Genomic DNA, 26,484 nt, shown 5'->3' with positions numbered 1-26,484 from the left:
GGGCCCAAAGAGGCGGTGAGTGAGTTATGCACAAAGCCCTGCCATACGCGACACCGCTGCTCCTATTGACCGCGTGCGTTACCGAAAACAACGTTAAACCGGAAGATTCGAGAGTTGTCGCGAATTATACCTGCGATGATCTGCAAAAAAAATTAGTGGCGTTTGGCGTCATGCGGGATAAATCATCAAAGGATGAAAATCGGAATAGCGGTCAAGAGGTTGCAGGTCGCTTCATTCCAATAGTCGGCGCACCCATGATTTTTATTAATCAAATGAATGCCAACGGGAACACGAAGAGAGTAAAGATAGCTCTCGACGTTTATTATCAGGCTTGGGACGATAGAAAATGTTCCCAGTGGCTCTATGAGCAAAATGCTGCTCAGAAATAATAATCCCAGCGCAGTGCAGATGGCAGTTCGCAGCCCTCCCTCTTCCGGAATGTCATTTTTACGGGGATTCCGTCCCTACCCGCGCCGCAACCTCGGTCGCTATTTCGGGATCACGCTCGATCAGTTCGACCAGCACGCGCGGCGCCCGCGATGGGCTCACCCGGCAATGTTCAATGTCTGGGGTCAAACTTGCGCAAAACCAAAGTGTTGGTCATCGCCGCAAAGCTGGCGGACGCTAACATATCCAACTCCAGATAGCGTGCCATATGAAGGTTAAAGGTTCGCTGCCACATGCCCTTAGGGCGGGTTGGCCAGTGAGCCAACCCTAGTGGGCAGTTCAGTTTCCTTTGCAGGCGGAATAGCGCCTCAAGCGGCCTCTCGCTGGGGGCGATGCGTTGGGATTGATAGCCAAGCCCCCACGCCTTGCGACACGCAAAGCGATCACCTCCAATGGGCAGATACAGATTGCCTACGCGGCAATGCAAGTAAGGACAGATTATCCACCAGCGCTTCCCGCCATAGCGCGGGACGGTGTAGCATAGCGGAATGGTCTGTTCCACCAGTTCACGGTTAGCGGACCAGTCTGCCAATGCGGCAAAACGGCGGCCCAAAGCCTTGCCATCGCCAATTTGAAAGGGTCTTTGACGATATACCCAGCCACGCAGCGGCGTCGTGTTCGGTTATTCAAAGCAGCAGTTCAATTCGTTGGTGTTCTTTGGCCCTGGCGGCACGCCACCCGGTGTGCTGTACACCGCGATCGGCAAGTCGAAGATCTATGGCTGGGAAAATGAATTCAGCTATCAGGTTGCACCGACAACCAGCGTCAGTGGCAATTTTACCGTCGGCCATTCGAAAGTCGACGATTTGCTGACCGGTCGTCTCAGCACAGCGCAATTTCAATATGCGGGCCAACCGATCGATCGCAGCCCCGAATTCACCGCGACCGGCGTGATCAATCACGCCATTGAACTTGGCAACGGGGCCAAAATCAAATTGCGCGGACTGATCAAATACAGTTCCAGCTATCTGATCAGCGATTTGTCGAACGTGGTGCAGTTCAAACAAAACGCCTACACCCGCAGCGACGCCAGCATCACTTATGCGACCGCCGGGGATCGCTTTACCGTTCAGGCTTTTGTCGAAAACATCGAAAACAAGCTGCAAAAGACCAGCGGGCCCAACAATTATGCCGGCGCTTATGGCGGCACCAACGGCAATTTTGTTCCGAGCGCTGAAACCATCCCCAATTCGGTTTCCTTTGGTGTCAACACGCCGCGCTTCTTCGGTGTGCGGCTTGGCGCCAAGTTCTGAGGCGGCCAATTTCCGTTTCCTCCCTGAATGGTCCGTCGCGCCTGGGTGCGGCGGACCATCGTTTTGATGGCAGAGCAATGGATATCCAGCGGCAGTTGCCGGACGAGGCCTACCATCCACGCGGCATCGCCGTGATGGCGCTATGTTTTGTCCTCAACATGTTCGACGGCGTGAACATTTTTACGCTGACCTATGTTGCGCCCATGCTTCAGCAGCATTTCGGCACCGATGCTGCGCATTTTTCGGTCGTGTTCAGCGCAGGCCTTGTCGGCATGGGCCTGGGCGGCCTGTTTCTGGCGCCACTGGCCGATCGGATAGGACGCCGTCCGGTCATCCTGTTTGCGCTTGTGCTGATGGCTGGCGCGATGGTTGCCAGCGCCCATGCGCCCGACATCTGGAGCCTTGCAGCCATCCGGCTGGTGGTCGGGCTGGGCATTGGCACCGTTCTGGCCAGCATCACCGCACTGTCGGCCGGTTTTGCACCCGAACGCTGGCGCCATGTCGCGGCGGGCGTGCCGCAGGCCGGCTATCCGATTGGCGCAACGATTGCCGGCTTTGCCACGGCCTGGGCGTTGCCCGGGCACGGCTGGGCAGCCGTGTTCAGCGCTGCCGGCTATCTGACGTTGCTGCTGGTGCCGCTGTGCTGGTTCCTGCTGCCCGAAGCGCCGGAAACCGCACAGCCCACGCACCATTCGATCGCCCAGACCCTCGGGGCGGGGCGGCGGCGCAATTCGCTGCTGTTGTGGGTGGCGACGGTTGGCGGGTTCATGGCGCTGTATTTCATTGCGAGCTGGATCACCAAGCTGGCGATCGCAGCGGGCCTGCCCCAGGACCAGGCGATCATTGCCAGTTCGATCTATTCCATCGGATCGTGTGTCGGCACGATCCTGATCAGCTTTGCCGCGATGCGCGTGGACTTGCGCAAGCTGGTGTTTGGCAATCTGGCGATCGCAAGCGTGTTGTTTTTGGTGTTCGGGGGCGTGCACATGACGCTGACGCCGCTGTTGTGGGTCAGTTTCCTGATCGGCGTGACGCTGCAAGGTGGCGTCAACGGCAATTATCCGCTGGCCGCCGCGATCTATCCGGCGGACATGCGCGCCACCGGCCTCGGCTGGGCGATGGGCATCGGGCGTGTGGGTGCGTTGCTCGGGCCGTTGATCGGTAGTGCCGCGATCAGCGCCGGGCTGCCGCTGGTGGTGGTGTTCGGCATCTTCTGCGTGCCGATGTTGGCGACAGGATTTGCGGCCATGGCCGTGCGTCTGGACGAAGGGGGCTGAGATGGGCAAGTTTCTTCTGCGCAGGGTTTTGCCGGTGTTGCTGGTCGCCGCTCTGGGGGTTGGCATCTGGGTCTACACCGGTCAGGCGCGCGATGCGGATTACACCGATGTGGCGTATGGCCGCACCTCGCCAAGCCAGCATCTGGATATCTATGTTCCGCAAGGGCGCGGGCCGTTTCCCGCCGTGGTGTTTGCCCATGGCGGCGCGTTCATGTTCGGCGACAAACGCATGTTCGGGCGCGGTTTTCGCGATGACGTGAATGCGCTGAACGCAGCCGGGTTTGCGCTGGTCAGCATCAATTACCGAATGAGCGGCGAAGCCAAATTTCCGGCGGCGGTGCAGGACATGAAATCGGCGCTGCGCTTCATCCGTGCCAATGCGGCCAGCTATCGCATTGACCCGGCCAGGATTGCGCTGTGGGGCCAATCGGCGGGTGCAAATATCGCGCTTGATACCGGGATGAGCCGCGGCGTCGCGCTGTTCAACGACCCTGCCGCACTGGCACCAGCCGCAGATGACCATGTCAGTGCGGTGGTGTCGATGTACGGCCCGACCGATTTCATCGCCATGGACCAGCAACTGGCCACCGCCGGATGCAGCGCAGGCGCGCAGAATCACAGCGCGGTGGACAGTCCCGAATCAAGATACCTCGGCGCACAGATCACCCGCGTTCCCGCCATGGTCGCGCAGGCCAATCCGCTGACATATGCCAACCCCGCCACACCGCCGTTGCTGTTGCAGCACGGTACCGGCGATTGCACCGTCCCCCCTTTGCAAAGCCGCATCCTGGCGGACCGCGTGAATGCGGTTGCCGGACCGGGGCGCGCACTGCTGCAATATCGCCAAAGTGCCACACATGCCGACAGCGCGTTCGACACGCCTGCCAACATGGCCAGCGTCATAGCGTTTTTTCGGCAGGCTTTTGCCGCAGATCATTTCGCCGCCAAACCTTGATCGACCAACGTGAACCAGGATTGATCGGACCATGATGAAACATGTGCTGAATGTGTTGCTTGGCGTGTTGGTTGCGACATTCGCGCAACCGGCGCTTGCCCAGGCCTCGCTCGCGCCAATGACCGCCGCGCAAGTGGCAACGGTGCGCGCCATCTATGGCGGAGCGCGCAGCGCCACGGGCAAACGGCTTGAAGTCGGGCCGGTGCAACCGGGCAGCGAAAGCGAATGGGTCGGCGTGTTCGTGCCCCGCGCAACGACCGGCAAGATCGGCAGCGAGGGGATGGCGCTCGATACGATCAACAATCTGCTCTATACGCCAAACCGCACGTATACGATCGCCAGCTTTCCTTTCACCGAAGCGATGCTGGCCGGCGAAGAAGATGCGCGCGTCCTCTACAACGCCGACAATCCCGACCTGGGGGCGTTTGCCAGCCACGGCGGCAAGCTGATCCTCTACCACGGGTGGTCCGACCCGCACATCAGCCCGCTCAATACGATCGACTATTACGAGCGGATCGGCGTCAGAATGGGTGCGGGCACCCGCGACGGTTTCGTGCGCATGTTCCTGCTGCCGGCCATGGGCCATTGCGGCGGTGGCGAAGGTCCGAGCGCATTTCCGCTGCTGGCCGGGCTGATGGCCTGGGTCGAAAACGGCCATGCGCCGGACATGCTGGTTGCGCATCGCAAGCCGCCGATGCCGATGGGGCCACCGCCTGGTGCCGGCCCGGATGGTGCGCCCAAGGATGGTGGAAACAAAGATGGTCACGATGGCCCGCCGCCCGAAATGATCCGCGAAATGATGGCTCGCGAGGCGGAACTCGCCCAGCTGGGTCCACGCGCCCGCCCGATCTATGCCTATCCGCAAATCGCACAGTACAACGGTGCGGGCTCGGTGAACAACGCCGCCAGCTTCCACGCGGTCACACCCGCAGCGGTGAACGGTATCAGCGACTGGGCCGGTGCCCGCCCGTGATCGCCGGATCGACCGTCCGCGCCGGTGTTGCCGGCGGTCTGCTGGGCGGGGCCTGTATCTGGGCCTATGAAGCCGCGGTATGGGCGGGCGTGCAGCATGTGCTGCCGCTGGCCGCAATCCCTGCCAATGCCACCGGCCTGATGTTGGGCAAAGCAGCCCAGCAGGGACTGGGGTTCTGGGCAAGCGTGCTTGGCACCACGATCCATTTCGCGTTTGCCGCGGCTTGGGGCGTGGTGTTCGCGGCAATCTGGCCGTGGTTTCAGCGCCGCAATTGCGAGGCAACCGCGCTGGCATTGCCTTTTGCCGTGGTGCTGTGGGTGGTGATGCATGCCGCAATTGCACTCACCGGACATCAGCACCCCGATTATCGCAATCCCGATGTGGTGATCGGCGGCGTGATGTCGCACCTGTTTTTCGCAGTACCGTTGGCGTGGGTCGTACGCAGATCCAATTCGAACAAGGACAACGCTTGATGCGCAAATGGCATCGCTGGCTGGTCGTCTTCACCGGCGTGTTTCTGGTCTGGATCGCTGCGACCGGACTGGTCGGCCAAGTCGTCTCGCTGGCAGGCGGCGAACACCATGAAGGACCACCCCCCGGGGCAAACGCCGGCAGGCCGAAACTGCCAACCGCCGCTGCGGATGATGGTGATCGCAATGGCCCCCCCGGTGAACACGGCGGTTCGCCCGACCTGTACCATGTCATCATCGATCTGCACTCGGGGGCCTATTTCGGACCTGTCGGCAAAGGTGTTTCCGCGTTGCTGGGTGCGGCGATGCTGTTCTTTTCCATCTCCGGCGTGTGGATGTACATCGACATGTTTCGCAAACGCAGGCGCAACGGACGGCCAGGTTTGTTCTGGAAATAAAACGTGCCAAGGGATCGCGCGGCGCGGTCTTCGGCAGTGCGTACAAGGTCTGTCTGCATGGGCCAGGTGCCATGCGCGCGCAGATTTGCCGCGCGCTGATCGGGCGGCTCGAGCCCGTCACCGGGCCGGGCCAGATGCCATGTCTGCGGCCCCATCGCCCAGAATAGCCGAATACCCTTTGGTGTCATCGGATGGCGCCAAACCTGTGCATCTGCAGCATGTACGTCAAACACCGCATGGTCACCCCTGTCTGATCCGGCGAGACCATGCCGGCAGATCCATGATTTCGGCCAATTTCCCGTAATCGCAGACGCCAACGGGCGGTGTGCAGGCGGGACTTGTCCGCACATGACATGAGGGGACTTCATGACACATCGCGTTGCCATCCGCCGGGGCTTGCTGTCTGCGACGGTTCTGTTTGGTCTTGGGCCGGTGGGTGCCCGTGCGGCAGAGGCTGATGCTGCGCCTGCGCCATCGGCAGACGCTGCCAGCACCAACGAACAGACCATCGTGGTCACCGCAACGCGCCGGTCGACTTCGCTGCAGGATGTGCCGATCAACATCAGCGCGGTTTCAGCGCAGGCGCTGCAGGATCAGCATATCGACGATGTGCGCGATCTTGGCGCGGTCACGCCCGGCCTGACGATCAAGGACGCCGGACCCTCGGCCAACGGCACCATCATCATGCGCGGGCTTTCGGCCGACGATACCGCCTCGTCGGGCAACAATTATGACAATGCTCTGGCGATCTACCTTGGCGAAACGCCGATCTATGCCGATTTCAAATTCATGGACATCGCGCGTGTCGAAACGCTGCTGGGTCCGCAGGGCACTTTGTATGGCGAAGGCACGCTGGCCGGCGCGATCCGCTATTTGCCCAATCGCCCCAATCCCGACAAATGGGAGGGATCTGCGGACATGCGGATGTTTGGCGAAAGCCACGCCCATTCGCCAGGCGCAACCGTTGATGGCACGGTCAATATCCCGCTTGTCGCGGGCAGGCTCGCACTGCGTTCATCGGTCGGTTATTGGGACAACCCCGGGTTCATCGACTATGTCGGCCTTGTCAACCAGCCGGGGATTTCCAATCCGCAGCCCGGTGGCCCGATCGGTGATTACACGACGCAGGCTTCGTCGCTGCACGCTCCCTACAGTTCCAGCGTGATCGGCGTGGATCCTTTGACCGGCGCCGCGCCCGCAGGGTGGGGCACCAACAATGCGACCCCGGCGCAGCTGGCGGCCAATGTGCACAATGCCCAAGGCGTGAACTATGAAAATACCTTCTCGATGCGCAATACGCTGGGCTTTTTCCCGGCCGAGGGGGTGCGTGCCTATCTGACCTGGGCGCATCAGGTTACCGATACCGGTGGTGACCAGATCAACAGCGGCGGCGTGCTCGGAACCGGCCGATACGAGGCGTCGAAACGGTACCTTGAACCCACCCACCGCACGGCTGACCTCTATGCGATCGAGGTAGAGGCCGATATCGGGCATCTGGCCCAATTGGTGTCCGATACCGCGTGGACCAAGCAGAAATATGCGCACCAGGGTGACAACACCGACCTGCTGCTCGATCTCAACTACGGCTACGAACAGTTCCCCAATTTCACCAGCTACAACGAACAGCAGTCCAGCCGCACCCAGTTCAACCAGGAATTGCGGCTGGTTTCCAAACATGGTGGACCGCTCAATTGGACGTTGGGCGGTTTTTACAACAAGATGAATTATGCCAGCAATTATCATGAAGTCGTGCCGGGTTATCCGGCATTTGCGGGGATCGACCGCCCCGACGAGTGGGAATATGCCTCTTTCGTGCGCAGTTCGAACGAGGAAAAGGCCGTTTTCGGCGAAGCAACGATGAATTTTACGCCGGCGTTCCAGGTTACCGGCGGGGCACGCTATTTCTCGTACAAGGCCATCGTCGCCGGCGGTCAGGATTTGCCGCTGTTCGCCCCCTATCCAACCGTGCCGTACAAGGGGGCCACGGGCGACACGGGAAAATCAGGCGCGGTCTGGAAAATCAACACCTCGTACAAATTCAGCAGCGATCTGCTTGCCTACTTTACGTTTTCGAAGGGCTATCGCCTTGGGGGCGTCAACAACGTGGCGCCGTGCCCGCCCGTGCTTGATCCCACCAAGCAGAACCTCTGTGCATTGCCCAATGAACAGTCGTTCCAGCCGGATACCACCTACAACAAGGAAATCGGTATCCGCTATGCGCTGTTCGGCGGCAAGCTGCGCGGCTCAATCGCCGCCTATACGATCAACTGGGATGGCATCCAGCTTGCCGGCGTGACCCAAAACGGCGCAATCGGGATCACCGTAAACGGCGGAAAGGCGGTATCGAAAGGAATAGAACTGACCTTCGTCGCCAAACCGGCAAAGGGGCTGACACTCAGCGGCAACTATTCCTACAACGATGCACATCTGACCCAGGATGTGACGAACCTGATCCATTACGGCAATGGCGGCTATTTCCAGACCGATGCACTGGCGGGTGACCGCCTGCCGGGATCGGCCAAGAATTCGGGCACTCTGGGTCTTGATTACAGCGTGCCGACAGGGGCCAACAGCCTGGATTTCAACATGTCCGCCACCTACAACGGCAACGTGTTGACCCGGCCCGGCGATCGGGGCTTTGGCCAGACGCTTCCGGCCTATGTGACCAGCCGCGGCTCGATCGGGTACGACTTTGTCGATCAGGGATTTGTCGTCAAACTCTATGCCGACAATCTGTTCAACACATACGCGATTATCGGGGTCAGCAACAATCTCAGCAGCCGCATCATCGACAATGGCTTTGCGTCGCGCTTCTACACCCAAAGCGTGTTGACGCCGCGGCGGGCCGGTATCGAACTGTCCAAGAAATTCTGATCCCGCGTGGCAGAAGGGCCGCACCGGCCGGTGCGGCCCCGTTTCAGAGGTCCAACAGACCGCTTTGGTGCAGGAACTGCGTGATCGGGGCGAGCGGGGCGGCATAGCCCTGCCACCGTCCGACCGAATCGCGATTGAGCGGGCGGCGCACCTGTTGTGCGCTGGGCGTGGCGACAGCGCCGCTGCGCGTATGAAAATCAAGACAGGCCTGATCCCACGGCAGGCCGCAATGCGCCAGCAGGCGGCGGGTCTGCCCCTCCTGATCGTCGAGCAGGCGTTCGTATTCCAGTTCCATCACCTGGTGCGGAAATGCGTTGCGCCAAAACGCGATCAGTCCGGCAAACCCGGCAAAGTACTGCGCCGTGTCGAGCAGGTCGTAGCTGTATCCGTAGTAAGGCGAATTCAGTGCAAACAGGTGCTTGTAATTGCTCCACACGCTGTCGAGCGGATGGCGTCGCAGGCACACGATGCGCGCCTGTGGAAAGGCGCGGGCGATATATCCGACATAAAGAAAATTGAGCGGAAACTTGTCGAGCAGACGCAGGCCGGCTGCGGCATCGGCAGGCGCACCGGCCTGGGCTTGCGCCTGCGCCAGATAGGCCGTGGCAACATCGCGTGGACGTAGCTTTGCGGCACCGGCAATGGTCTGCGCGTCAAGGATCAGGCGTGAAGGGCTTTGCGACAATCGCTTGATCGCCAGCGGCATCGCCTGAAGTTCGCCCAGCGATCGTACCAGCGGATGCGCGTCGAGAATGCGATCGACCAGCGTTGTTCCGGTGCGTGGCAATCCGACAACAAAGATCGGTGCCGCGTCGGGCAGGCCGGTGTCGGCGAAATAGCCGGGTCTGGCAAAGGCGGTACGCACGCCGTCGATCAGTGCGGCATCGGTCTCGGCGCGATATCCGATACGGGTCTTGTGTGCCCGGTTGGCCGTATCGAGATGCGCAAATGCCGCCGTGTATGCCCCCAGATCCTCGTGCTGTTTGGCGGCGGCATAATGCAACCGCACGCGTTCGGCGTGATCGCGCGCGGCGGGAATGGCCGCTTCGATCCGGGCAATGTGGTTGCCGGCTGGCGTGGCCTTGCGCAATCCGGCCAGGCCATGGTGCGCTGCGCCATTGGCAGGATCGCGCGCGATCATCGCTTCGTACTGGTCTGCCGCCTCGGCCGTCTTGCCGAAAAATCCCAGGCTGCTGGCATAGTTGAACCGGAACGACAGCACATCGGGCTGCGCCTGCACTGCGCGTTCAAACAGCGGCAGCGCTGCGCCATGGTCCCCCAGTCGCGCCATCGCGCACCCGATCGTGTCGAGCACCAACGCGTCGTCGGTGGGCAGCGTGGCGGCATGGGCGACCACGTCGCGCGCTTGCGCATCGCGTTGCAACTGGATCAGCAGGCGGGCCAGTTGGGCGGTATATTCGGCGTTGCCTGGCATCAGATCGACCGCCCGCTGCACTTGCCCCAGCGCGTGGCCGATATGCCCGGTTTCGGCCAGCGCCATGCCCAGCACAAACCATGCCTCTGCCGTTTGCGGATCGGCGCGGCCGACCCGTTCGGCAATCTGTGCCGCCTGGGCAAAATCACCCTGCAACAATGCATTGCGGGCCTGTGCCAGCATGGTCGTGGCACCATCCCCAGCCATTGTTGTTCCCTTCAGACCTGCAAACCCCTGACAGCAGCCTGTCAAAGCTTGAGCTTCAGGTCCAGCTTTGCATGAAACTGCGCGCGGGCGGCTGTGTTCAGCGGGTTCAGTCCGAAATCATAACCCATGTCCGATGCCAGCGACAGGTTGCTGTCGAACAGGTTGAGATGCAGCAGGGGCCCCGCGATTTCGTTGCCAGCCAGGGTCGGTGCGGTCAGTGTGCCCAGTGTTCCACGCGCGGCCACACCCATTTGCAGGGTCGGCCCGAATTTCACCAGGGCCCGCCCGTCATATTGCACCACCATCGGTTCGGCGGTGACAAGGCTTTGCTGCGTGTTCAGATTGAACCCCGCGTCAAGCAACGCACTGCTGTGGCTGAACCGGATGTCGGTGTTCAATGCGCCCGACTGGACCAGCCGCGGGTTGACACTGACGGCCATGCCGTCGCGATTGCCGAACGTGGGATGCGCCAATGCTGTCAGTGTCGGCGCGGCGGTCACACTTGCAGGGGCCTTGAGATTGAAGGCATCAAGGGCACCCGCCGGGTGGGGCTTGATCGGGGCAAGCGCCAACCTGGTCACATCACCTGCCGATTTCAGGATATTTTCGACCATCGCGGCGTTGAAGGCCAGGTCAAACCCTTCGATGCGGTCGGGCAGATCGGTGCCCAGGTCGGCCAATTCGGGCAGCGCCAGATCGGGCTCTTCCGGTCCGTCGCACAGTTCCGGATCAAGCTGGGGCAAGGGCGATACGGCCTGCGACGCGGCTGGCCAAGCCGCGATCAGCGCGATCAGCACACCGGCAAGCCGGCGGCGGTTGGGGCGGGCTGGGGGGACCATGGCCGTACCTTTGTCGTTTGACAGGGAACGGCATTATCCCAAAGTTGTTCAAAAATCAGCCCCGCATGCAGTCGTATTCGCGTATCCTTCGCGCCGTGTCAGCCCACACCGATCATGCGAAACACCACCACGATCACCATTGCGGTGTCATCATGCACCGCCGGCGGTGTCAGCAGCGCAAAGCCCGCGGGATCGGGGCAATGCCACAGGTGGGGGGTCAACGGCGTGATACCATCGAACTGTGGATCAACCCGATGCGCGCGCGCATCGCTGTCGTGGCGGCCACCCAGATATTCGGTGGCCGGCATGGCCGTGATCGAATGGACTTCGACATGGGTGGCAAGCGCGCCGAAAGGGACGGCTGCCACAAAGCGGCCCGCGCCCACCGGGATGCACAGCGCGCAATACCCGTCGTGCGTGGGGCGGATCGGTAATTCGATCCGCGTGGCATCGCGCGCATCGCTCAGGATAACGCCGATCTGGCCGGTATCGCCGCCGAAATCTGTCGCCATCAGCGGCATGTGAAACCGTGCCGTGGCCAAATGGGTCAGCCGCGTGGCCAGGCCCTGTTCGGCCAGTTCGGCAGGCAGGTACATGCGCCGTGCGCCCTTTTGATAAAACAGCCCCTGTTGCAGCAGGCCTTTGCGCGCGATGTCCGGGTCATACAGCGCCAACGTTTCAGCCGTGCCCAGATTGACATCGTGTTCGAACGCGCTGACCACGGCAAGTTCTTCGCGCATCGGCAAATACATCAGCCGCAGCAGCGTGGCCGCATTTGCCCTGCGCCACAACGCGATTGCGTCTGGCGCTGTGGCGCGATGCACGTGGGCCTGCGCCGCGCCGGCAAACGCCAGGCATCCGCGTTGTACGGCATCGCGCGCCGCGCTTTGGCGGTGCGCGATGCCGTTTGCGCCGCGCACCGGCTGGCCATCGTTGCCGTAATCGATCACCGACCCGGTCGTGGTGGTTGCCAGTTGCTCGATCAGCGCGACATTGGCGGTCATGGCATTCAACAGCACCGGATCGTGGTGCTCGGCATCCAGATAGCCCCGCTTGTCCAGGCCGGACACCTGCACCTCGCGCAGGATCAGATAGCGGCCGGCGACATGCACGTGCATCGATCGCGCCAGCAGGCCGTCGACCAGGGATTGCACCGATCCGTTATAGCCCAGATCCACCAGCATCAGCGTATCGCCGGGCGCGGGCTGGACGGTCCGGCGAACATGCGTGACCAGCCGGTCGGCAAATGCCTGCGCATCTTTCACGATCGGTCGGCGGTTGGCCGGGTTGCGGCACCATTGCGCCAGCGCGTGCCAGCCTTCGTCATGGCTACGGTTCCCGCACAAGCGCTCGGCGGTCTCGGGTGACAGCCGCAACTGGCCGGCAAGGATCGCCGGATCGATCCCCCGGTTTTCCTCCAGATGGCGCATGATCGCGCTATCTTGCGCAAATGCTGCATATGTTGCGGTCAGTCGGCTGATTTCGACCGCATGGCACGACGCGGTCGCGCTGACCGCCCGGTGCATGGCCATGGGCAGATGGCCGTCGCGCATCAGGAACAACCAGTGCACGGTGCCGCGCGTTGCGGCCTGCAATGCGGCGGCCTCGTGCCGCAGCCACTGGTCAAATCCGAACATGACCGGGCCCAGCGTGGCAAACCCGAACAGTTGCGCCGGATCGGTCAGTCGCGGCGTGTCGACGGCCAGTGCGGCGCGGTGCGGCTGTGGCGCCTGCAATCGCCGGGCTCCGTGGCCTTCGATCAGCGCGCCGACGGTGCTTTCCAGGCGCAATTGCTGCGCCGTGCGCGGGGTGAACTGCCGCAGATGCAGCGTCTGCACGCCAAACGGGGCCACCCCGTCAACATCGGCCGCGGCATTGTCGCCGATGTGCAGGATTTCGCCCGGTCTGGCCTTCAGTTTGTCGAGCACCTCGCGATACAGCCCACCCGCCTTGGGTTTGCCATAGGTCGAAGAACAGAACACCCGGTCGATCAGCGCGGCCACATCCGCCCCGGCGGCGCGCGCTACCAGATCGTGCAATTGCCGCGGGCCGAGATACGTGTCCGACACCAGGATGATGTGCAGGCCGCGCTGTCGCGCCGCGTGCATCAACGCGATGGTCGGCCCAAACCCATAGCAATGGCGCGCTTCACAATCGAGTTCGGCGGCAATCGCGCGGGCGCGGTCGGCGTCGCGTGCGCGGGGCATGATCGCGCGATAGATTGCGTCGATCGCCACATCGTTCTGGCCGCGGCTGGCGCGCGCAATCTGGCGCGCGCGCTGTTCGCCATGGGCGCGCTGGAATGCATTGCAATCGGGCAGCGCTGCAAACAGGTCGGTCGGCGCGTGGCAATCACGCCACAGCAGCGTGTCGAAACAGTCAAGGCTCAGCACTTTCAGCCCGGCAAAGCGGTCGAGTACCCCGGGCAATTCATCGGGGGTGCACCAGCCCGGCAATGACGCAGCGGATGGCACATGCGCCGCCAGGGCCGCGCCATTGCGCAAGGGCGGACGGGGCGCAAAAGGGGCGTTCATGGTCAGGCTTTCGGCTGTGTTGGCTCGCCATCAGCCTAGGGCCGGTTGGTAAATGCGCTTCGATCGGGGCGCTAGGGGAAATGCCCTAAGCAGCTTTGGGCGCGCGTCTCGGGCGCTTGGCCGTGCCGGTTGCACGGTCAATCGCCATGGCCAGCGCGGCATGCGCGTCGGCCTGCATCGCCACGGGCAGATCGGCAATCGCTGCGGGCCCGGCAATGGCATCGGCGCCATAACAGGTGTTCAGATCGATCCACAGATCATCGATCCGCTGGCCCGTGGCGGGGGCAAAGATCACCGCCACCATCGGGCGATCAAGCGCGTCGCGGTTCTGATCGATGACCACGGCCAGCCTTGCGCTGCGCAGCATGACCAGCGAACCGGTGGGCCACACGCCCACCGCCGTTTCGAACACGCACAGCAGATCCGGGTCATAGGCGCCGGTGTCTGCCCGCATCGCGCACAAGGCTGCCGCGGGATCCGCCCCTGCTGATCCGTCGGCCGGACTGATCAGCAGGTCATAGGCATCGCAGATCGCCGCCATACGTCCCAACAGGCTAAGGCCCATGGCGCCGGTGCCGTTGGGCCATCCGCCGCCGTCATGGCGTTCGTGGTGTTCCAGGCACGCGCGTGCGACAGGCTCGGACAGGCGGCTGCGCAAGATGAAATCATGGCCAAGGCGCACATGGTCGCGCCACTGCTCTGCGGGCAGGTCGCGCGGGTCTGCCGATCGACCGTCGTCGGCGGTGGGCAACAGGCTGATGCCCGAATCGAGCAGCAGCCCGGCAAGACCGGCGGCATGCAGCTCGATCGGCGCCAGATGCAGATTGCGCCCCAGCGCGATCATCAGTGCACTGGTCGCCAGCGCATGGCGATAGACCATCTCGCTGTCGCGGCGAAACCGCATCAAGCCATTGAACGCAAATGGATTGCTTTGCATCGATGTCATGATCGCAGTGATCACCGGGCCGACAGTCGCCGGCGTGATTGCCTTGCCCAACCGCATTTCCAGAAACACGTTGGCAACCACTTTCAGCCCGCGATCCGCCACGGTGCTGGCCCGCCCAAATGCCTGCACGGTCTGTGCCGGCGGTGCCGACAGAAACCGGCCTGTCGCAGCTGTCGCTGCGACAGGCGGTGCGGCGCGCGGGGGCAGCGGCAATCGCCGCGCGAGGGGCCGCGACAGGCCGGCGTTTGGCGTCGGACCCGTTGAAGGCGCATCGGCTGACGGCCGCGGGGCCAGCCCGCGGTCGGTATCGATGATCACCGCCGGAACGCGGCTGGCATGCAGCCGGGCCAACTGTGCCGGATCGGTCAACAAAAAGCGCGCGCGCCAGAACGGGTGGAGAAACCAGTTCCCCTCCAGCTTGTGGATGAACATGCCAAGCGTGACATCGACAGGATCGATCCGTTCGAACATGGGTCCTTCCGGGCGGGGGCAACGCCCAACGCACAGCGGCGCGCTGCGAACGGGCACAATGGCAGCGTGCGGTGAATCCCGCCCCGCAGTCCGATACGTAAAACGCCTTATTAATCGGAGCGGCGCGCGGCCCGTCTGTGCCCCGCCCGCTTTTTGCGCCCGGCGCACGTGCCAGCGGCTTTTTGCGTTGCCCGCTATGCGCCGTGGTCTATGGCTTGGTGCCGTCATTGTTGTCCGAAGGGATCGATCATCGCCATGCTGCCACTCGTTTCCGCAGGGCTCGCGCTTGGATCGGCTTTGGCGATCGACACCTCGGTACCTGACGAATTGGTCCAAAACCCGCTGGCGCCGGCGCAGTCGGGCATGGTTCAGTGCTATGACCCCAGCACCGCCGACCACAGCTGTACGGCCATTGCCACCTATCACCGTGGCCGTGACGGTGCCTGGACCGATACGGCGACGATCCTGGCCGATCCGGCGCTGCCTTTGACTGTCGATATCGACATCCCGGTCACCGTGCGCGGCGGCGCCGTGTGCGGGACTATGTCGCGCGAACAGGTGCTGGCCGGCAAACTCCGTTTGCTCGACCGGCAGGTGCCAGCGCAAAGCGCGCTGCCGGTTCTGGTCCACCTGGCCGATACGATGGCCAGCACGATCGGGCATGAGCTGTGCACCCGCTTTGTACCCGCTGCAGGTGGCCTTGAGGCGCAGTATGCGATTACGGGTGTGGCCGCGGCACTTGATCCCCAGCGGGTGATCTGGGTGCGCGCGGATGCCGGATTTCATGTGCAGCCGCGCCGCGCCAACGCGGCCGGGGGTTAACCCCAAGGCGCAGGCGGCCATGCAATTTGCTAATCGCTGCGTTACGGGATTTCGTCCGGCGCACGGGCTGGCGTAAGCTCGGGGCAAATCCGACAGGACAGGTGCATATGGCCATTTCGATTGAACCGCTGACCCCTGCCATTGGCGCCGTGATTGCCGGCGTTGATCTGGCGCAGCCGGTGGATGACGATACGTTCCACGCGGTCGAGGCAGCGATGCTGACCCACCAGGTGGTGTTTTTGCGCGATCAGGCCGTGACCGAGCAGCAGCAGCGCGATTTTGCCGCGCGTTTCGGCCCGTTGCACATCCACCCGATCTATCCACGATCCGACAGCGTGCCCGAAATCATGCTGCTCGATACCGCGCTCAACGATCTGCGCGACAACGCCTTGTGGCACAGCGATGTCAGCTTTCTGGAAACGCCTTCGCTCGGCGCCGTGCTGCTGGCGCGCAAGCTGCCCCCGCTGGGCGGCGATACCCTTTGGGCCAGCGCCACTGCGGCCTATGACGCCTTGCCCGACACGCTCAAAGCCTATCTCGGCACCTTGTCGGCGATCCACGATCTGGCCAAGTCGTTTCCTGCCGAACGCTTTGAATCGGACGCATTGGCCGCGGCCAAGCGCAACAATCCGCCAGTGGTCCACCCGGTTATCCGCACGCATCCGGTCACCGGCAAAAAAGCGATCTTTGTCAGCGAAGGCTTTACCACCGGCATTGTCGGAATGGACCCGACGCTGGCCGGCCCCTTGCTCGCCATGCTTTACACCCATGTTACCCGACCCGAATTCACCGTGCGCTGGAAATGGCGCGTGGGCGATGTGGCGATCTGGGACAACCGCGTCACGCAGCACTATGCCACGTATGACTACGGCAATGCGCACCGCGTGATGAACCGCGCCACGATGATGGGCGACAAGCCGTTCTGACACCGGGTCGGGGGCACTATCGGCCCCCGTTCGCTCAGATCGGATAGTGTCCTGGCTGGGTTTCGACCGTGATCCAGCGCAGTTCGGTAAAGGCATCGATCCCGGCCTTGCCACCGAACCGGCCATAGCCCGACGCACCCACACCGCCGAACGGCATCTGCGCCTCGTCGTGCACGGTGGGCCCGTTCACATGGCAGATTCCCGACCGGATCTGGCGCGCCAGCGTCAGGCCGCGTGCCGTGTCGCGCGTGAAGATCGCCGCCGAAAGACCATATTCGCTGTCATTGGCAAGCTCGATCGCGTGCGCTGCATCGCGGGCATGGATCACGCCCACCACCGGCCCGAAGCTTTCGTCGCGAAACAGCTTCATCGCCGGGGTCACGCCATCCACCACGTGCGCCGGCATCAGCACCGCGTCGGTGGTTTTGCCGCCGATCAGCAGGGTTGCGCCATGGGCCAGCGCGTCGTCGATCAGGCTGTGGCAATGCGCCACGGTCCTGGCATCGACCACTGCGCCAAGCGCGGTCTTGCCTTCGCGCGGATCGCCCACCGCCAGCGTTGCCACTTTGGCGCGGAACTTTTCGGCAAAGGCTGCGGCGACGGCTTCGACCACGATAATCCGCTCGGTCGACATGCAGATCTGCCCCTGGTTCATGAACGCGCCGAATGCCGCGGCCTTGACCGCTTCATCCAGGTCCGCGTCCTCGAGCACGATCAGCGGTGCCTTGCCGCCCAGTTCCAGCAGGCAGGGTTTCAGATGCTGTGCCGCGCGCATCGCGATGATCCGGCCAACCGCAGTCGATCCGGTAAAGTTGATGCGTCTGACCTGCGGCGCGTCGATCAGCGCGCCGACCACCGCGGCGGCATCGGCCGGCGCATTGGTCACCACTTGCACCACGTCATCGGGAAAGCCCGCCTCGGCAAAGGCCTCGATGATCAGCGCGTGGGTGCGCGGGCACTGTTCGCTGGCCTTCAGGATTACCGCATTGCCACAGGCCAGCGGCACCGCGATCGCGCGGACCCCCAGGATGATCGGGGCGTTCCACGGCGCAATGCCCAGGATCACGCCCACCGGTTCGCGCATTGCCATGGCCAGGCACCCCGGCTTGTCCGAAGGGATCACCTCGCCTGCGATCTGCGTGGTCAGCGCGGCCGCTTCGCGCACCATCGATGCGGCAAGGCCAAGGTTGAACATGGCCCACCCGGCGGTGGCGCCGATTTCACCCATCATTGCCGCCACAAAATCATCCTTGCGCGCCTCAAGCGCCGATGCCGCCTTCATCAGCACGGCACGTCGCGCATTGGGCCCCAAGGCGCCCCAGGCCGGTTGCGCGGCTGCGGCACGCGCCGCGATCGCGGGGATTGCTGCGGCCTGCATGGCCGGCGCGGATGAGGCAATGGCCCCGGTGAGGGGGTTCAAACGGGCGAATTCCATGGCCAAAGCTCTCCCGGCTGGATGCGATTATTGATATGAATTATAGCATAAGCGGGCGATGCGCAATCGGTCCCCCGCAATTTGGCGGCGGGCTGCCGCAGATGAACATTCGCTGCATCCCCGCTTCCACCAGCGTTCAGGTTCCAGACGGTAAACAGGCTTTAACACCAACGAATCGCTGTCGGGATCAAGTTTCACCCCCTGACAACGCCGACAAGGAGGCAGACCATGAAGACCATCTTCAAAAAAGCGGTGCTCGGCTCCGTGCTTGCCGCAACCGCGGCAGCCGGCGTTCTTGCAGGTGCAGCGCCGGCAGAGGCACGGCCTTGGGGCGGCGAATACCATCACGGCGGCGGCGGCGTTGCGGTTGCCGCTGGCTTGATCGGACTTGCCGCCGGGGTTGCGATTGCGTCGGATCATGGCCCTTATGTGGCGCCGGTTCCGGTCGGCTATTACGCTCCGCCGGTCGCCTATGCGCCGCCGCCCTGCTATTCCGCCTATCCCGGTTATGACGGCTATTGCTATCCGGCCTCGTATTACGTGAACCTCGGCTGGGGCTGGCATGACGGCGGTTGGTGGTATGGCGGTGCGCGCTATGCCCATCCGTTCGTGGTTGGCGGCTATCGCGGCGGCTATGCCTACGGCGGCTATCGCGGCGGTTATGCCAATGGCGGATACCGCGGTGGCTATGTCAACGGCGGCTATCACGGCGGTTATGCCAACGGCGGATACCATGGCGGATACGCGAACGGCGGCTATCATGGCGGCTATGCCGCCGGTGGGCACGCAGCCTATGCGGGCGGCGGCCATGCCTATGGCGGTGGCGGACACGCCTATGCCGGTGGCGGACACGCCTATGCCGGTGGTGGTCATGGTGGTTACGGCGGCGGCCATGGCGGTCACCGTTAAACCTTCGGATGATCGGCTGATCAGGTTTGCAACCCGGTCAGCCAATCGCGAAATCGTACAAGGGCCGGCGACACCGGCCCTTTTGCGTGCACCAGCCAATAGGCCGAACGGCTTTTCAGCCGGTGCGCAAAGGGTTCGACCAACGTGCCCGCAGCCAGTTCCGGCTCGATCAGAAACCGCGGGATCAGCGCCAGGCCCGAGCCGGCGGCGGCGGCCTGAGCAAGAATCATGAACTGATCAAACCGCGCCCCGGTCAACCGCGGTGCCGCAATGCCTTGTGCTGCCAGCCAGTCGTTCCAGGCGGTCGGGCGCAGGCTTTGAAACAGCAAAGGCGCATTGATCACATGTTCGGGTCGGTACACGTCGTGCGCGTCGGCCCAACCCGGCGCCGCAACCGCGGCCTGGTCCTCTTCGAACAGGAAATGATGCTCTGCGTCGGGCCAGTCGGGTGCGCCGAAATGGATGGCCGCATCGAACCCTTCCCGGGTCAGGTCGAACGGATCGATCCGCACGGTCAGATTGACGATCAGGTCGGGGTGCCGTGCGCTCAATTGCGGCAGGCGCGGCGCCAGCCAGCGCATGCCAAAACCGGGCAGGGTGGCCACGGTCAATTCGCTTTCGCGCGCCCGCACCGCGCGCATTGCGCCGGCAATCTGGTCAAGTGCGGGAACCAGCGCGGCATGCACCTGCCGCCCGGCAGCATTCAGCACCACGCGCCGGCCGCGCCGTTCGAACAACGGCGTGCCCGCCATGGCTTCGATCACCGCAATCTGCCGGCTGATCGCGCTTTGGCTCAGCCCCAGCCGCGCACCTGCGGTCGAGAAATTCTCGGTTGCGGCGGATTCGACAAAGGCATGTATCGCCCCCATCGGCGGCAGCAGCGAACGGTTGGTCATTGCAGCCCTGCTTGATGCGTCTGGCGCATCAAAGGATGCGCATTCCTTGTTTTGGAATGCCCCGACCATGCGATATTTGCAACAGGTAACCAGTTTTCGCGAAAGGCCGCACGATGACCGATGCATTGATGGGCGTGTACAATCGAGCCCCGGTCGAGGTCGACCGCGGCGAAGGCGTGTGGCTGCACGCGCGCGACGGGCAGACCTATCTCGATTGCGTCAGCGGGATCGCCACCAATGCCCTGGGCCATTGCCACCCCAAACTGGTCGCCGCGATCCAGCAGCAGGCCGCACGGCTGTGGCATGTATCGAATATCTTTCGCATCCCTGGGCAGGAAGAACTGGCCGAAAAGCTGACCGGGGCCTCGTTCGCCGACGTGGTGTTCTTTGCCAATTCGGGGACTGAGGCGATCGAATGCGCGATCAAGACCGCACGCCGGTATCATGCGGCGCGGGGCAATCCCGAACGCATCGACGTGATCGGCTTTGCCGGATCGTTCCATGGCCGGACTTATGCGGCGGTCAATGCCTCGGGCAACCCGTCCTATCTCGAAGGGTTCGGCCCGCGTCTGCCCGGTTATGTGCACGTGTCGGTCGATGATGCAGCGGGCCTTGCCGCCGCGATCGCGGCACCGACCACCGCGGCCGTGCTGGTCGAGCCGGTCCAGGGCGAAGGCGGGGCCCGCGCGCTGTCGGTTGAATGGCTGCAGGCGTTGAAAGCGATGGCGCACGCCGCCGGCGTGCTGGTCATCCATGACGAAGTGCAATGCGGCATGGGCCGCACCGGTCGTCTGTTCGCGCACCAGTGGGCGCCGGGTGCCGAACCCGACATCATGGCGATTGCCAAGGCGATGGGCGGCGGGTTCCCGATGGCCGCGTGTCTGGCCACCCGCGATGCGGCGCAGGGCATGGTGGTTGGCACGCACGGCACCACATTCGGCGGCAATCCGCTGGCCATGGCGGTGGGCAATGCCGCGTTCGACCTGCTTGCCGATCCGGCCCTGCTCGACCATGCCCGTGCGATGGGCGACCGTTTTGCCGCAGGCCTCGGCACGCTGGTTGCGGCCTATCGCGATGTGGCGGTCGATGTGCGGGGCAAAGGCCTGCTGATCGGGGTCAGGCTGGTGGTCAACAACCGCGAAATGATGGCAACCGCACGCGAACACGGGCTGCTGGTCGCAGGCGGTGGTGAAAACTGCATCCGGCTCTTGCCACCGCTGATCATCACTGCGCACGAAGTCGATGCCGCGCTGGATCGCCTGGCCATGGCATTTGCCACGACCCGCCGCCGCATGGCACAAGCGGCCTGAAGGAATGTCGGGATGATCGAAATGCTGCAATCTTTGAACCCGGCCACCGGCGAAGTGGTGTGGCAGGGCCCGGTGACCGATGCGGCCGGTGCGGCCGACGCGGTGGCGCGTGCCCGCGCTGCCGGCCCGGGCTGGGCGCGGCTGCCTGTGGAACACCGAATCGCGATGGCGCGTGCCTATGCCGGCGTGCTTGAGGCGCGGCGCGAAGACCTGGCGCTGCTGATCGCGCGCGAAACCGGCAAATTGCTGTGGGAAGCGCGCACCGAAGTGGCCGCGATGATCGGCAAAGTCGATATTTCGATCCGCGCGCAGGCCGAACGCACCGGCGTCAGCGCCGGCGCGCAGCCCTTTGGCCGCGCGGTATTGCGCCACCATCCCCACGGCGTCATGGCGGTGCTGGGGCCCTACAATTTTCCCGGTCACCTGCCCAACGGGCATATCGTGCCGGCTTTGCTGGCGGGCAATACGGTGGTGTTCAAGCCATCCGAACTGACGCCCGGCGTGGGCGCGGCAATGGTCGATGCCTGGCACGCAGCGGGCCTGCCGGGCGATGTGTTGCAGGTGCTGCAGGGCGGACGCGACACCGGGGCGGCGCTGATCGAACAGGATATCGATGGCCTGCTGTTCACCGGATCGGCCACCGCGGGGCGCCATTTCCGCCGCGCCTTTGTGGATCGGCCGGGGGTGATCCTGGCACTTGAACTGGGCGGCAACAATCCGCTGGTGGTGTGGGATGACGCCACCGATTCGGCGGTGCTGGCCAATCTGGTGGTGCATTCGGCCTTTGTCACCACCGGGCAACGCTGTTCGTGCGCGCGCCGCCTGATCGTGCCGCAGGGACCTGCCGGCGATGCGCTGGTGGCCGCGCTGGTCGATCTGTCGGCACGCCTGCCGATCGGTTCGGGCGATGACACCGCGTTCATGGGCCCGCTGATTTCGGTGCAGGCAGCGCTAGGCGCACGCGCGGCGCTGGCCGGGCTGGTCGCGTCGGGCTGTCGGGTGCTGCTTGATTGCAATGTCGTCGACGGGCGGGGCCAGGCGTTCTTTGGCCCGGTGCTGCTCGATGCCACGGGCATTGCCACACCCGATGCGGAAATCTTTGCCCCGGTGCTCAAGATCGTGCGCGTGGCCGATTTTGCCGCAGCCATCGCCGCCGCCAACGACACCGCGTTCGGCCTCAGCGCCGGTCTGCTGGCCGCCGATCCCGCGCTGTGGGATCGGTTTGTCACCGAAATCCGCGCAGGCGTGGTCAACTGGAACCGGCCGACAACCGGTGCCGCCTCGGCCGCGCCGTTCGGAGGCCTGGGCGAATCGGGCAATCATCGCCCCAGCGCCTATTACGCGGCCGACTATTGCGCTTATCCGGTGGCCAGCTTCGAAGCGTCGGATCTGACCCCGGTGCCGATCACCGGGCTGACCTGATCGCGCTGGCGCGCCAACTTTTTGCGCTGACCTTTGTCCGGACCTGCTGTAACCAAACCGCTGCGTACCACGAATACGCAGGGGTAGATGCGCATGCGGCAGGATGATGATCGCCTGCGGGCTTTGATGCTGGCAGGGCTGGCGGGCGATGGCGCTGCGCATGCAGCGCTGTTGCGCGCGCTGTTGATGCCATTGCGCGGGTTTTTCCGTCGCCGGCTTGGCGGGCGGGATGATGATGTCGAGGACCTTGTGCAGGAAACGCTGATCGCCGTGCACCAACGCCGTGCCACTTATGACCCTGACCGCCCGCTGGGGGCCTGGGTCTATGCGATCGCGCGGTACAAACTGATCGATCGCTATCGCCGGTCGGGCCGCACCACGCCGATCGACGATCTGCCTGAACTGGCCGATGACTTTGCCTTTGCCGAAGCCAGCGACGCGCGGTCCGATCTTGATCGCCTGCTGGCAACGATCCCCGAAAAACAGGCCGCAGTGTTGCGCGCCACGCGCATCGATGGGTTGAACACGGCTGAAGCGGCAGAGCGCCTGGGCATCGGCGAATCCGACGTGAAGGTATCGGCGCATCGCGGGCTCAAGGCGCTGGCGGCGCGGGTCAGGGACAGCTGGCTGTGAATAGCGATGATCTGATTGCCAGCCTGGCGCAGGATCTTCGGCCCGTGCCGCGCCATGCTTTGGGCCTGCGACTGGCGCTGGGCCTTGTCGGCGGTGCTCTGGTCACGCTGGCGGCGGTGATCGGCTGGCTTGGCTTGCGTCCCGATCTGGCGCTGGCCATGCACGGGTCCACGTTCTGGCTGAAATGGGCCTATACGATCAGTCTTGCGGTCTGTGCCACTGTCGCGGCGTCGCGGCTGGCGCGGCCCGATGGCCGGGTCGGTGCGTCACTATGGCTGATGGCGGTTCCGGTGCTGGGGCTGGCAGTGATCGCCGCGTTCGAATTGGCCGCAGCACCTGGTGCGCCATGGCTGGCGATGTGGCTCGGGGCCAGTTGGACGATCTGTTCGCGCAATGTGTTCCTGCTTGCCCTGCCGATCTTTGCCGGGCTTGCCTGGTCATTCCGCCGGCTTGCCCCGACGCGGCTGGCGCTGGCCGGCACCAGCGCGGGCATGGCCGCAGGGGCGTGGGGCGCGACATTGTATTGCCTGCACTGCCCGGAAACCTCGGCCCTGTTCGTGCTGACCTGGTATTCGCTGGGGATGCTGGGGGCCGCGCTGGTCGGGCGTCTGGCGGGGCCGCGCCTGCTGCGCTGGTAAGGACGATCAGTCGAATCCGGCGATCATGGATTCGCCCAGCCACCGACCCAGCGCCGTTCCGGCACGGGTGACCACCTGTTCGGGATCACCTTCGTCGGCCAGATCTTCGCAGATCGTGGCAAAGGCGGTGCCGTCAAGCGATCGGCGCAGGATACGGCATTCGAGTGGGTCGCCACGGCGCATCACCGGCTCGAACCCCTGACGCCAGACCAGCACTGTGCCGGGCAAGGCACAGGGTTGCGGCACCGCGGTCTCAGCCACCAACGCCAGCCAGATGGCATCGGCGTTAGTTTCGACCGGGATCAGCGCCAGTGACGGCACAGGACGGATGGCTGCCCGTTCCCAGTCGACCGCGGCCAGCGCCGTGGCCTCGGCCGGCATTGCATCGGCGGCGACAAACGCATCGCCGATGGCGCGATCGATCGTGGCCAGATCGACCGCAACCGGGTCGGTCGCGCGCAGCCCCTCGGGAAAACCGGTGCCATAGGCGTCGATCGTCCAGCGTGTCGGGGGGTGTGCATCGATATGGCGCGCCGCCGCGGCCGCAAACGCAGCTTCGCCCAGCCATGCCGCCGCGCGCAGATGCGTTTCGCGCAAGGCATCGATCAGCGCGACACGGTAATTGTTCTGATAGACGACCAGGCCCGGCCCCACATGCAGCGCTTGCGCCAGCTCGGCCGCGCGGTCTTCATCGGGTTCGGTCAACCAGGCGCAGAACCGGTGCTGCACCGTGGCCAGTGGCGCGATGTCGCTCATGCCACCGGCTCTGCCACAACCGCGCGCGCTGTCGCCAGTTCGGCCAGCAATTCGCCAAGATCGGGAATGTTGCCGTCGCGTTCAATCATTGTCGGCACGGGGCCGGTGCGGCCGATCACCTTGGCATACAGCGCCCACACCGCCGGATCGACCGGCGCATCATGCGTATCGATCAGCCCGTGCGCGCCCTGGCTGTGCCCGGCCAGGTGGATCTGCCCGACCGCATGCAGCGGCAGGCCATCGAGCCAGGCGAAGGGGTCGATTGCGTGGTTCATTGCGCTGACAAACACATTGTTCACGTCGAGCAGCAGGCCGCAGCCGGTGCGGCGGACCATTTCGCCCAGAAAATCCCATTCGGTGATCGTGCCCGGAAACGCGATGTAGCTCGACGGGTTTTCGAACAGCATGCGTCGGCCCAGATGGCTTTGCGCCCGGTCGATCGTACGGCACACGGTGTCGAGCGCCTCGTCCGTCAGCGGCACTGGCAGCAGGTCGTGCGAATTGAACCCGCCCACGCCGGTCCAGCACAGATGGTCGGACACCACCGCCGGATCGATCCGTTCAACCAGCGTTTTCAGCCGGTCGAGATAATCGATCGAGGGGCCATCGGCCGATCCGACCGACAAGGACACCCCGTGCAGCGCAACGGGGTAATGTTCGCGCACCCGCAGCAGCGTATCGAGCGGCCGGCCGCCTTCGACCATGAAATTTTCCGAAATCACTTCGACAAAATCAACCGGAGCATCGCCCGCCAGATAGCTGGCATAATGCGGCCGGCGCATGCCAAGGCCAAATCCGGACAGGGGCGTGGGCATGGTCGTGGCGTGTCCGCTTGCAAAAGGGGCGATGGCCGCCCGTTATGGGCGGCCATCGAACAGGGGGGATTACTTGGGTTCGGTCAGGCTGCCGCCGTCGGCCATGCACTGGTCCTTGCTCTCGGCCTTGAAGCCTTGGCCTTTGCAGCTGTTCTGGCCCTTGCAGCTGTTCTTGGCGGTGGCACAGTCGGACGTGCCTTTGCAGCTGTTGATGCCATAGCAATGCACTGCCTTGGCGGCCGGAGTTTGGTCGGCCATGGCAGGTGCGGGCAGTGCGGCCAGCGCCGCGGCAACCAGGGCCGCCTGGCTGGCAAGCATCAGGGCATTGGGCGCATAACGCGAAACGGGCTTGGTCATGGAACGATCCTCCTCAGGTGTGCCAGTGTGGCATGACCCCCTTCGCGCCATGTTCGCACATGGTTACACCCGATCCACCGTTTTGCGGCAAACTGTGCGCAAGGGCAGTCGATGCACGGGCCGTTTTGGGGCACAACGACACCGAACGGAACAGTCCGGCAGGAGAACACCGCATGAAACTTGCCCCCGCCGCCTTTGCCGCCAGCGTGGCGCTGGGTCTTGCCGCCGGGGCCGCGCAGGCCGCAGATGGCAAGCCGGCGATGGAAAAATGTTACGGCGTCGCGCGCGCCGGACAGAACGATTGCGCCGCGGGTGGCGTGACATCGTGCGCGGGCACGCAAAAGGCCGATTATCAGGGCAATCTGTGGAAAATGGTCAAGGCCGGCACCTGCACCACGATCAGCACGCCCAAAGGCAAGGGATCGCTGACCCCCCGCACCAGCTGATCGCAACGGGGGGCCGAAGCGCCGTTGTCTGCGGTCGTTA

The 26,484-nt window shown here is 63.9% G+C and carries 26 protein-coding genes; 16 read left to right on the top strand and 10 right to left on the bottom strand.

From position 1 onward, the window contains the following. Positions 1-26 precede the first annotated feature (26 nt). Positions 27-389 carry a hypothetical protein gene (locus tag G404_RS20295; protein WP_156906191.1) on the top strand — a complete coding sequence of 121 codons (363 nt, stop codon included), beginning with the start codon at positions 27-29 and terminating at the stop codon, positions 387-389. A gap of 170 nt (positions 390-559) precedes the next feature. On the opposite strand, the gene G404_RS20290 is transcribed toward G404_RS20295, so the two are convergent. Continuing rightward, the gene (locus G404_RS20290; RefSeq protein ID WP_156906190.1) at positions 560-949 is read right to left on the bottom strand and encodes a hypothetical protein; all 390 of its coding nucleotides are present in this window, start codon (positions 947-949) and stop codon (positions 560-562) included. Between the two features lie 112 nt (positions 950-1,061). On the opposite strand from G404_RS20290, the gene G404_RS0104725 reads away from it, so the two are divergent. The 7 genes from G404_RS0104725 (at position 1,062) to G404_RS0104690 (ending at position 8,647) form a co-directional block, all read left to right on the top strand. Continuing rightward, positions 1,062-1,700 (top strand): TonB-dependent receptor domain-containing protein, encoded by a 639-nt coding sequence (locus G404_RS0104725; RefSeq protein WP_028640063.1) that lies wholly within the window; start codon positions 1,062-1,064, stop codon positions 1,698-1,700. A 77-nt stretch (positions 1,701-1,777) separates the two neighbouring features. Next, positions 1,778-2,977: an MFS transporter gene (locus G404_RS18095; RefSeq protein ID WP_051280194.1), complete on the top strand. Its 1,200-nt coding sequence runs from the start codon at positions 1,778-1,780 to the stop codon at positions 2,975-2,977. Position 2,978: 1 nt separating this feature from the next. Then, positions 2,979-3,932, top strand: coding sequence for an alpha/beta hydrolase (locus tag G404_RS18090; protein WP_051280192.1), 954 nt, complete (start codon positions 2,979-2,981; stop codon positions 3,930-3,932). A gap of 31 nt (positions 3,933-3,963) precedes the next feature. After that, positions 3,964-4,905, top strand: coding sequence for a tannase/feruloyl esterase family alpha/beta hydrolase (locus tag G404_RS18085; RefSeq protein ID WP_051280190.1), 942 nt, complete (start codon positions 3,964-3,966; stop codon positions 4,903-4,905). Further along, positions 4,902-5,378 (top strand): hypothetical protein, encoded by a 477-nt coding sequence (locus G404_RS20830; protein ID WP_245584391.1) that lies wholly within the window; start codon positions 4,902-4,904, stop codon positions 5,376-5,378. The genes G404_RS18085 and G404_RS20830 overlap by 4 nt, the downstream gene beginning before the upstream one ends. Beyond that, the gene (locus G404_RS20825) at positions 5,378-5,773 is read left to right on the top strand and encodes a PepSY-associated TM helix domain-containing protein (RefSeq protein ID WP_028640062.1); all 396 of its coding nucleotides are present in this window, start codon (positions 5,378-5,380) and stop codon (positions 5,771-5,773) included. The genes G404_RS20830 and G404_RS20825 overlap by 1 nt, the downstream gene beginning before the upstream one ends. A 366-nt stretch (positions 5,774-6,139) precedes the next feature. Continuing rightward, a complete protein-coding gene (locus tag G404_RS0104690; protein ID WP_028640061.1) occupies positions 6,140-8,647 on the top strand; it encodes a TonB-dependent receptor in 2,508 nt (835 codons plus the stop codon). A gap of 43 nt (positions 8,648-8,690) precedes the next feature. On the opposite strand, the gene G404_RS0104685 is transcribed toward G404_RS0104690, so the two are convergent. The 4 genes from G404_RS0104685 to G404_RS18070 all read right to left on the bottom strand — a co-directional run bounded on the left by G404_RS0104685 (position 8,691) and on the right by G404_RS18070 (position 15,079). After that, positions 8,691-10,289, bottom strand: coding sequence for a tetratricopeptide repeat-containing sulfotransferase family protein (locus G404_RS0104685; RefSeq protein ID WP_036520402.1), 1,599 nt, complete (start codon positions 10,287-10,289; stop codon positions 8,691-8,693). 41 nt (positions 10,290-10,330) lie between these two features. Beyond that, positions 10,331-11,128, bottom strand: a complete 798-nt coding sequence (locus tag G404_RS0104680; RefSeq protein ID WP_028640059.1) for a hypothetical protein — start codon at positions 11,126-11,128, stop codon at positions 10,331-10,333. Between the two features lie 98 nt (positions 11,129-11,226). Beyond that, positions 11,227-13,662, bottom strand: coding sequence for an HAD family hydrolase (locus G404_RS18075; RefSeq protein ID WP_156906189.1), 2,436 nt, complete (start codon positions 13,660-13,662; stop codon positions 11,227-11,229). A gap of 85 nt (positions 13,663-13,747) precedes the next feature. Beyond that, positions 13,748-15,079: a cyclic di-GMP phosphodiesterase gene (locus G404_RS18070; RefSeq protein ID WP_051280187.1), complete on the bottom strand. Its 1,332-nt coding sequence runs from the start codon at positions 15,077-15,079 to the stop codon at positions 13,748-13,750. 255 nt (positions 15,080-15,334) lie between these two features. On the opposite strand from G404_RS18070, the gene G404_RS0104665 reads away from it, so the two are divergent. Further along, positions 15,335-15,901, top strand: coding sequence for a hypothetical protein (locus G404_RS0104665; protein ID WP_036520398.1), 567 nt, complete (start codon positions 15,335-15,337; stop codon positions 15,899-15,901). A 107-nt stretch (positions 15,902-16,008) separates the two neighbouring features. Continuing rightward, positions 16,009-16,827 (top strand): taurine dioxygenase, encoded by an 819-nt coding sequence (gene tauD, locus G404_RS0104660; protein WP_028640057.1) that lies wholly within the window; start codon positions 16,009-16,011, stop codon positions 16,825-16,827. Between the two features lie 34 nt (positions 16,828-16,861). On the opposite strand, the gene G404_RS0104655 is transcribed toward tauD, so the two are convergent. Then, the gene (locus tag G404_RS0104655; protein WP_028640056.1) at positions 16,862-18,262 is read right to left on the bottom strand and encodes an aldehyde dehydrogenase; all 1,401 of its coding nucleotides are present in this window, start codon (positions 18,260-18,262) and stop codon (positions 16,862-16,864) included. Positions 18,263-18,490: 228 nt separating this feature from the next. Between G404_RS0104655 and G404_RS19750 the strand changes: the two genes are divergently transcribed. Next, positions 18,491-19,171: a hypothetical protein gene (locus tag G404_RS19750; RefSeq protein ID WP_051280183.1), complete on the top strand. Its 681-nt coding sequence runs from the start codon at positions 18,491-18,493 to the stop codon at positions 19,169-19,171. Positions 19,172-19,191: 20 nt separating this feature from the next. Here the strand turns inward: G404_RS19750 and G404_RS0104645 are convergent, their stop codons facing one another. Then, positions 19,192-20,067, bottom strand: a complete 876-nt coding sequence (locus tag G404_RS0104645) for a LysR family transcriptional regulator (RefSeq protein ID WP_028640055.1) — start codon at positions 20,065-20,067, stop codon at positions 19,192-19,194. 113 nt (positions 20,068-20,180) lie between these two features. On the opposite strand from G404_RS0104645, the gene G404_RS0104640 reads away from it, so the two are divergent. From G404_RS0104640 to G404_RS0104625, 4 genes are all read left to right on the top strand, one after another. Further along, a complete protein-coding gene (locus tag G404_RS0104640) occupies positions 20,181-21,377 on the top strand; it encodes an aspartate aminotransferase family protein (protein ID WP_028640054.1) in 1,197 nt (398 codons plus the stop codon). Between the two features lie 12 nt (positions 21,378-21,389). Continuing rightward, entirely contained in the window at positions 21,390-22,799 is a 1,410-nt protein-coding gene (gene astD / locus G404_RS0104635) for a succinylglutamate-semialdehyde dehydrogenase (RefSeq protein ID WP_028640053.1), read from the top strand. A 93-nt stretch (positions 22,800-22,892) separates the two neighbouring features. Beyond that, the gene (locus G404_RS0104630; protein WP_028640052.1) at positions 22,893-23,432 is read left to right on the top strand and encodes a sigma-70 family RNA polymerase sigma factor; all 540 of its coding nucleotides are present in this window, start codon (positions 22,893-22,895) and stop codon (positions 23,430-23,432) included. Next, on the top strand, positions 23,429-24,070 hold the full coding sequence (locus tag G404_RS0104625; RefSeq protein WP_028640051.1) for a DUF1109 domain-containing protein: 642 nt from the start codon (positions 23,429-23,431) through the stop codon (positions 24,068-24,070). The genes G404_RS0104630 and G404_RS0104625 overlap by 4 nt, the downstream gene beginning before the upstream one ends. A gap of 6 nt (positions 24,071-24,076) precedes the next feature. On the opposite strand, the gene G404_RS0104620 is transcribed toward G404_RS0104625, so the two are convergent. The 3 genes from G404_RS0104620 to bufA2 all read right to left on the bottom strand — a co-directional run bounded on the left by G404_RS0104620 (position 24,077) and on the right by bufA2 (position 25,998). Then, complete coding sequence (locus tag G404_RS0104620) at positions 24,077-24,826, bottom strand: HvfC/BufC N-terminal domain-containing protein (protein ID WP_028640050.1); 750 nt, start codon at positions 24,824-24,826, stop codon at positions 24,077-24,079. Then, positions 24,823-25,641: an MNIO family bufferin maturase gene (bufB, locus tag G404_RS0104615; RefSeq protein ID WP_028640049.1), complete on the bottom strand. Its 819-nt coding sequence runs from the start codon at positions 25,639-25,641 to the stop codon at positions 24,823-24,825. Before bufB ends, G404_RS0104620 begins: the two co-directional genes overlap by 4 nt. A gap of 69 nt (positions 25,642-25,710) precedes the next feature. Then, positions 25,711-25,998, bottom strand: a complete 288-nt coding sequence (gene bufA2, locus G404_RS0104610) for a BufA2 family periplasmic bufferin-type metallophore (protein WP_051280181.1) — start codon at positions 25,996-25,998, stop codon at positions 25,711-25,713. Between the two features lie 173 nt (positions 25,999-26,171). Between bufA2 and G404_RS0104605 the strand changes: the two genes are divergently transcribed. After that, positions 26,172-26,444, top strand: coding sequence for a BufA1 family periplasmic bufferin-type metallophore (locus G404_RS0104605; RefSeq protein WP_028640047.1), 273 nt, complete (start codon positions 26,172-26,174; stop codon positions 26,442-26,444). Positions 26,445-26,484 lie beyond the last annotated feature (40 nt).

It is taken from the genome of Novosphingobium acidiphilum DSM 19966 (assembly GCF_000429005.1).
In the GTDB taxonomy this organism is placed as follows: domain Bacteria; phylum Pseudomonadota; class Alphaproteobacteria; order Sphingomonadales; family Sphingomonadaceae; genus Novosphingobium; species Novosphingobium acidiphilum.
This window is presented reverse-complemented; position numbering and strand designations above follow the sequence as displayed.

What these genes read in the sequence shown, in the direction of transcription:
- G404_RS0104685 (WP_036520402.1), bottom strand. Translation starts at nt 10,289, where the DNA reads ATGGCTGGGGATGGTGCCACGACCATGCTGGCACAGGCCCGCAATGCA.
- G404_RS20825 (WP_028640062.1), top strand. Translation starts at nt 5,378, where the DNA reads ATGCGCAAATGGCATCGCTGGCTGGTCGTCTTCACCGGCGTGTTTCTG.
- G404_RS0104655 (WP_028640056.1), bottom strand. Translation starts at nt 18,262, where the DNA reads ATGGAATTCGCCCGTTTGAACCCCCTCACCGGGGCCATTGCCTCATCC.
- G404_RS0104640 (WP_028640054.1), top strand. Translation starts at nt 20,181, where the DNA reads ATGACCGATGCATTGATGGGCGTGTACAATCGAGCCCCGGTCGAGGTC.
- G404_RS18075 (WP_156906189.1), bottom strand. Translation starts at nt 13,662, where the DNA reads ATGAACGCCCCTTTTGCGCCCCGTCCGCCCTTGCGCAATGGCGCGGCC.
- G404_RS20295 (WP_156906191.1), top strand. Translation starts at nt 27, where the DNA reads ATGCACAAAGCCCTGCCATACGCGACACCGCTGCTCCTATTGACCGCG.
- G404_RS18085 (WP_051280190.1), top strand. Translation starts at nt 3,964, where the DNA reads ATGATGAAACATGTGCTGAATGTGTTGCTTGGCGTGTTGGTTGCGACA.
- bufA2 (WP_051280181.1), bottom strand. Translation starts at nt 25,998, where the DNA reads ATGACCAAGCCCGTTTCGCGTTATGCGCCCAATGCCCTGATGCTTGCC.
- bufB (WP_028640049.1), bottom strand. Translation starts at nt 25,641, where the DNA reads ATGCCCACGCCCCTGTCCGGATTTGGCCTTGGCATGCGCCGGCCGCAT.
- G404_RS18090 (WP_051280192.1), top strand. Translation starts at nt 2,979, where the DNA reads ATGGGCAAGTTTCTTCTGCGCAGGGTTTTGCCGGTGTTGCTGGTCGCC.
- G404_RS0104630 (WP_028640052.1), top strand. Translation starts at nt 22,893, where the DNA reads ATGCGGCAGGATGATGATCGCCTGCGGGCTTTGATGCTGGCAGGGCTG.
- G404_RS0104680 (WP_028640059.1), bottom strand. Translation starts at nt 11,128, where the DNA reads ATGGTCCCCCCAGCCCGCCCCAACCGCCGCCGGCTTGCCGGTGTGCTG.
- G404_RS19750 (WP_051280183.1), top strand. Translation starts at nt 18,491, where the DNA reads ATGAAGACCATCTTCAAAAAAGCGGTGCTCGGCTCCGTGCTTGCCGCA.
- G404_RS0104620 (WP_028640050.1), bottom strand. Translation starts at nt 24,826, where the DNA reads ATGAGCGACATCGCGCCACTGGCCACGGTGCAGCACCGGTTCTGCGCC.
- G404_RS0104690 (WP_028640061.1), top strand. Translation starts at nt 6,140, where the DNA reads ATGACACATCGCGTTGCCATCCGCCGGGGCTTGCTGTCTGCGACGGTT.
- G404_RS0104645 (WP_028640055.1), bottom strand. Translation starts at nt 20,067, where the DNA reads ATGACCAACCGTTCGCTGCTGCCGCCGATGGGGGCGATACATGCCTTT.
- G404_RS18095 (WP_051280194.1), top strand. Translation starts at nt 1,778, where the DNA reads ATGGATATCCAGCGGCAGTTGCCGGACGAGGCCTACCATCCACGCGGC.
- tauD (WP_028640057.1), top strand. Translation starts at nt 16,009, where the DNA reads ATGGCCATTTCGATTGAACCGCTGACCCCTGCCATTGGCGCCGTGATT.
- G404_RS0104665 (WP_036520398.1), top strand. Translation starts at nt 15,335, where the DNA reads ATGCTGCCACTCGTTTCCGCAGGGCTCGCGCTTGGATCGGCTTTGGCG.
- G404_RS0104605 (WP_028640047.1), top strand. Translation starts at nt 26,172, where the DNA reads ATGAAACTTGCCCCCGCCGCCTTTGCCGCCAGCGTGGCGCTGGGTCTT.
- G404_RS18070 (WP_051280187.1), bottom strand. Translation starts at nt 15,079, where the DNA reads ATGTTCGAACGGATCGATCCTGTCGATGTCACGCTTGGCATGTTCATC.
- astD (WP_028640053.1), top strand. Translation starts at nt 21,390, where the DNA reads ATGATCGAAATGCTGCAATCTTTGAACCCGGCCACCGGCGAAGTGGTG.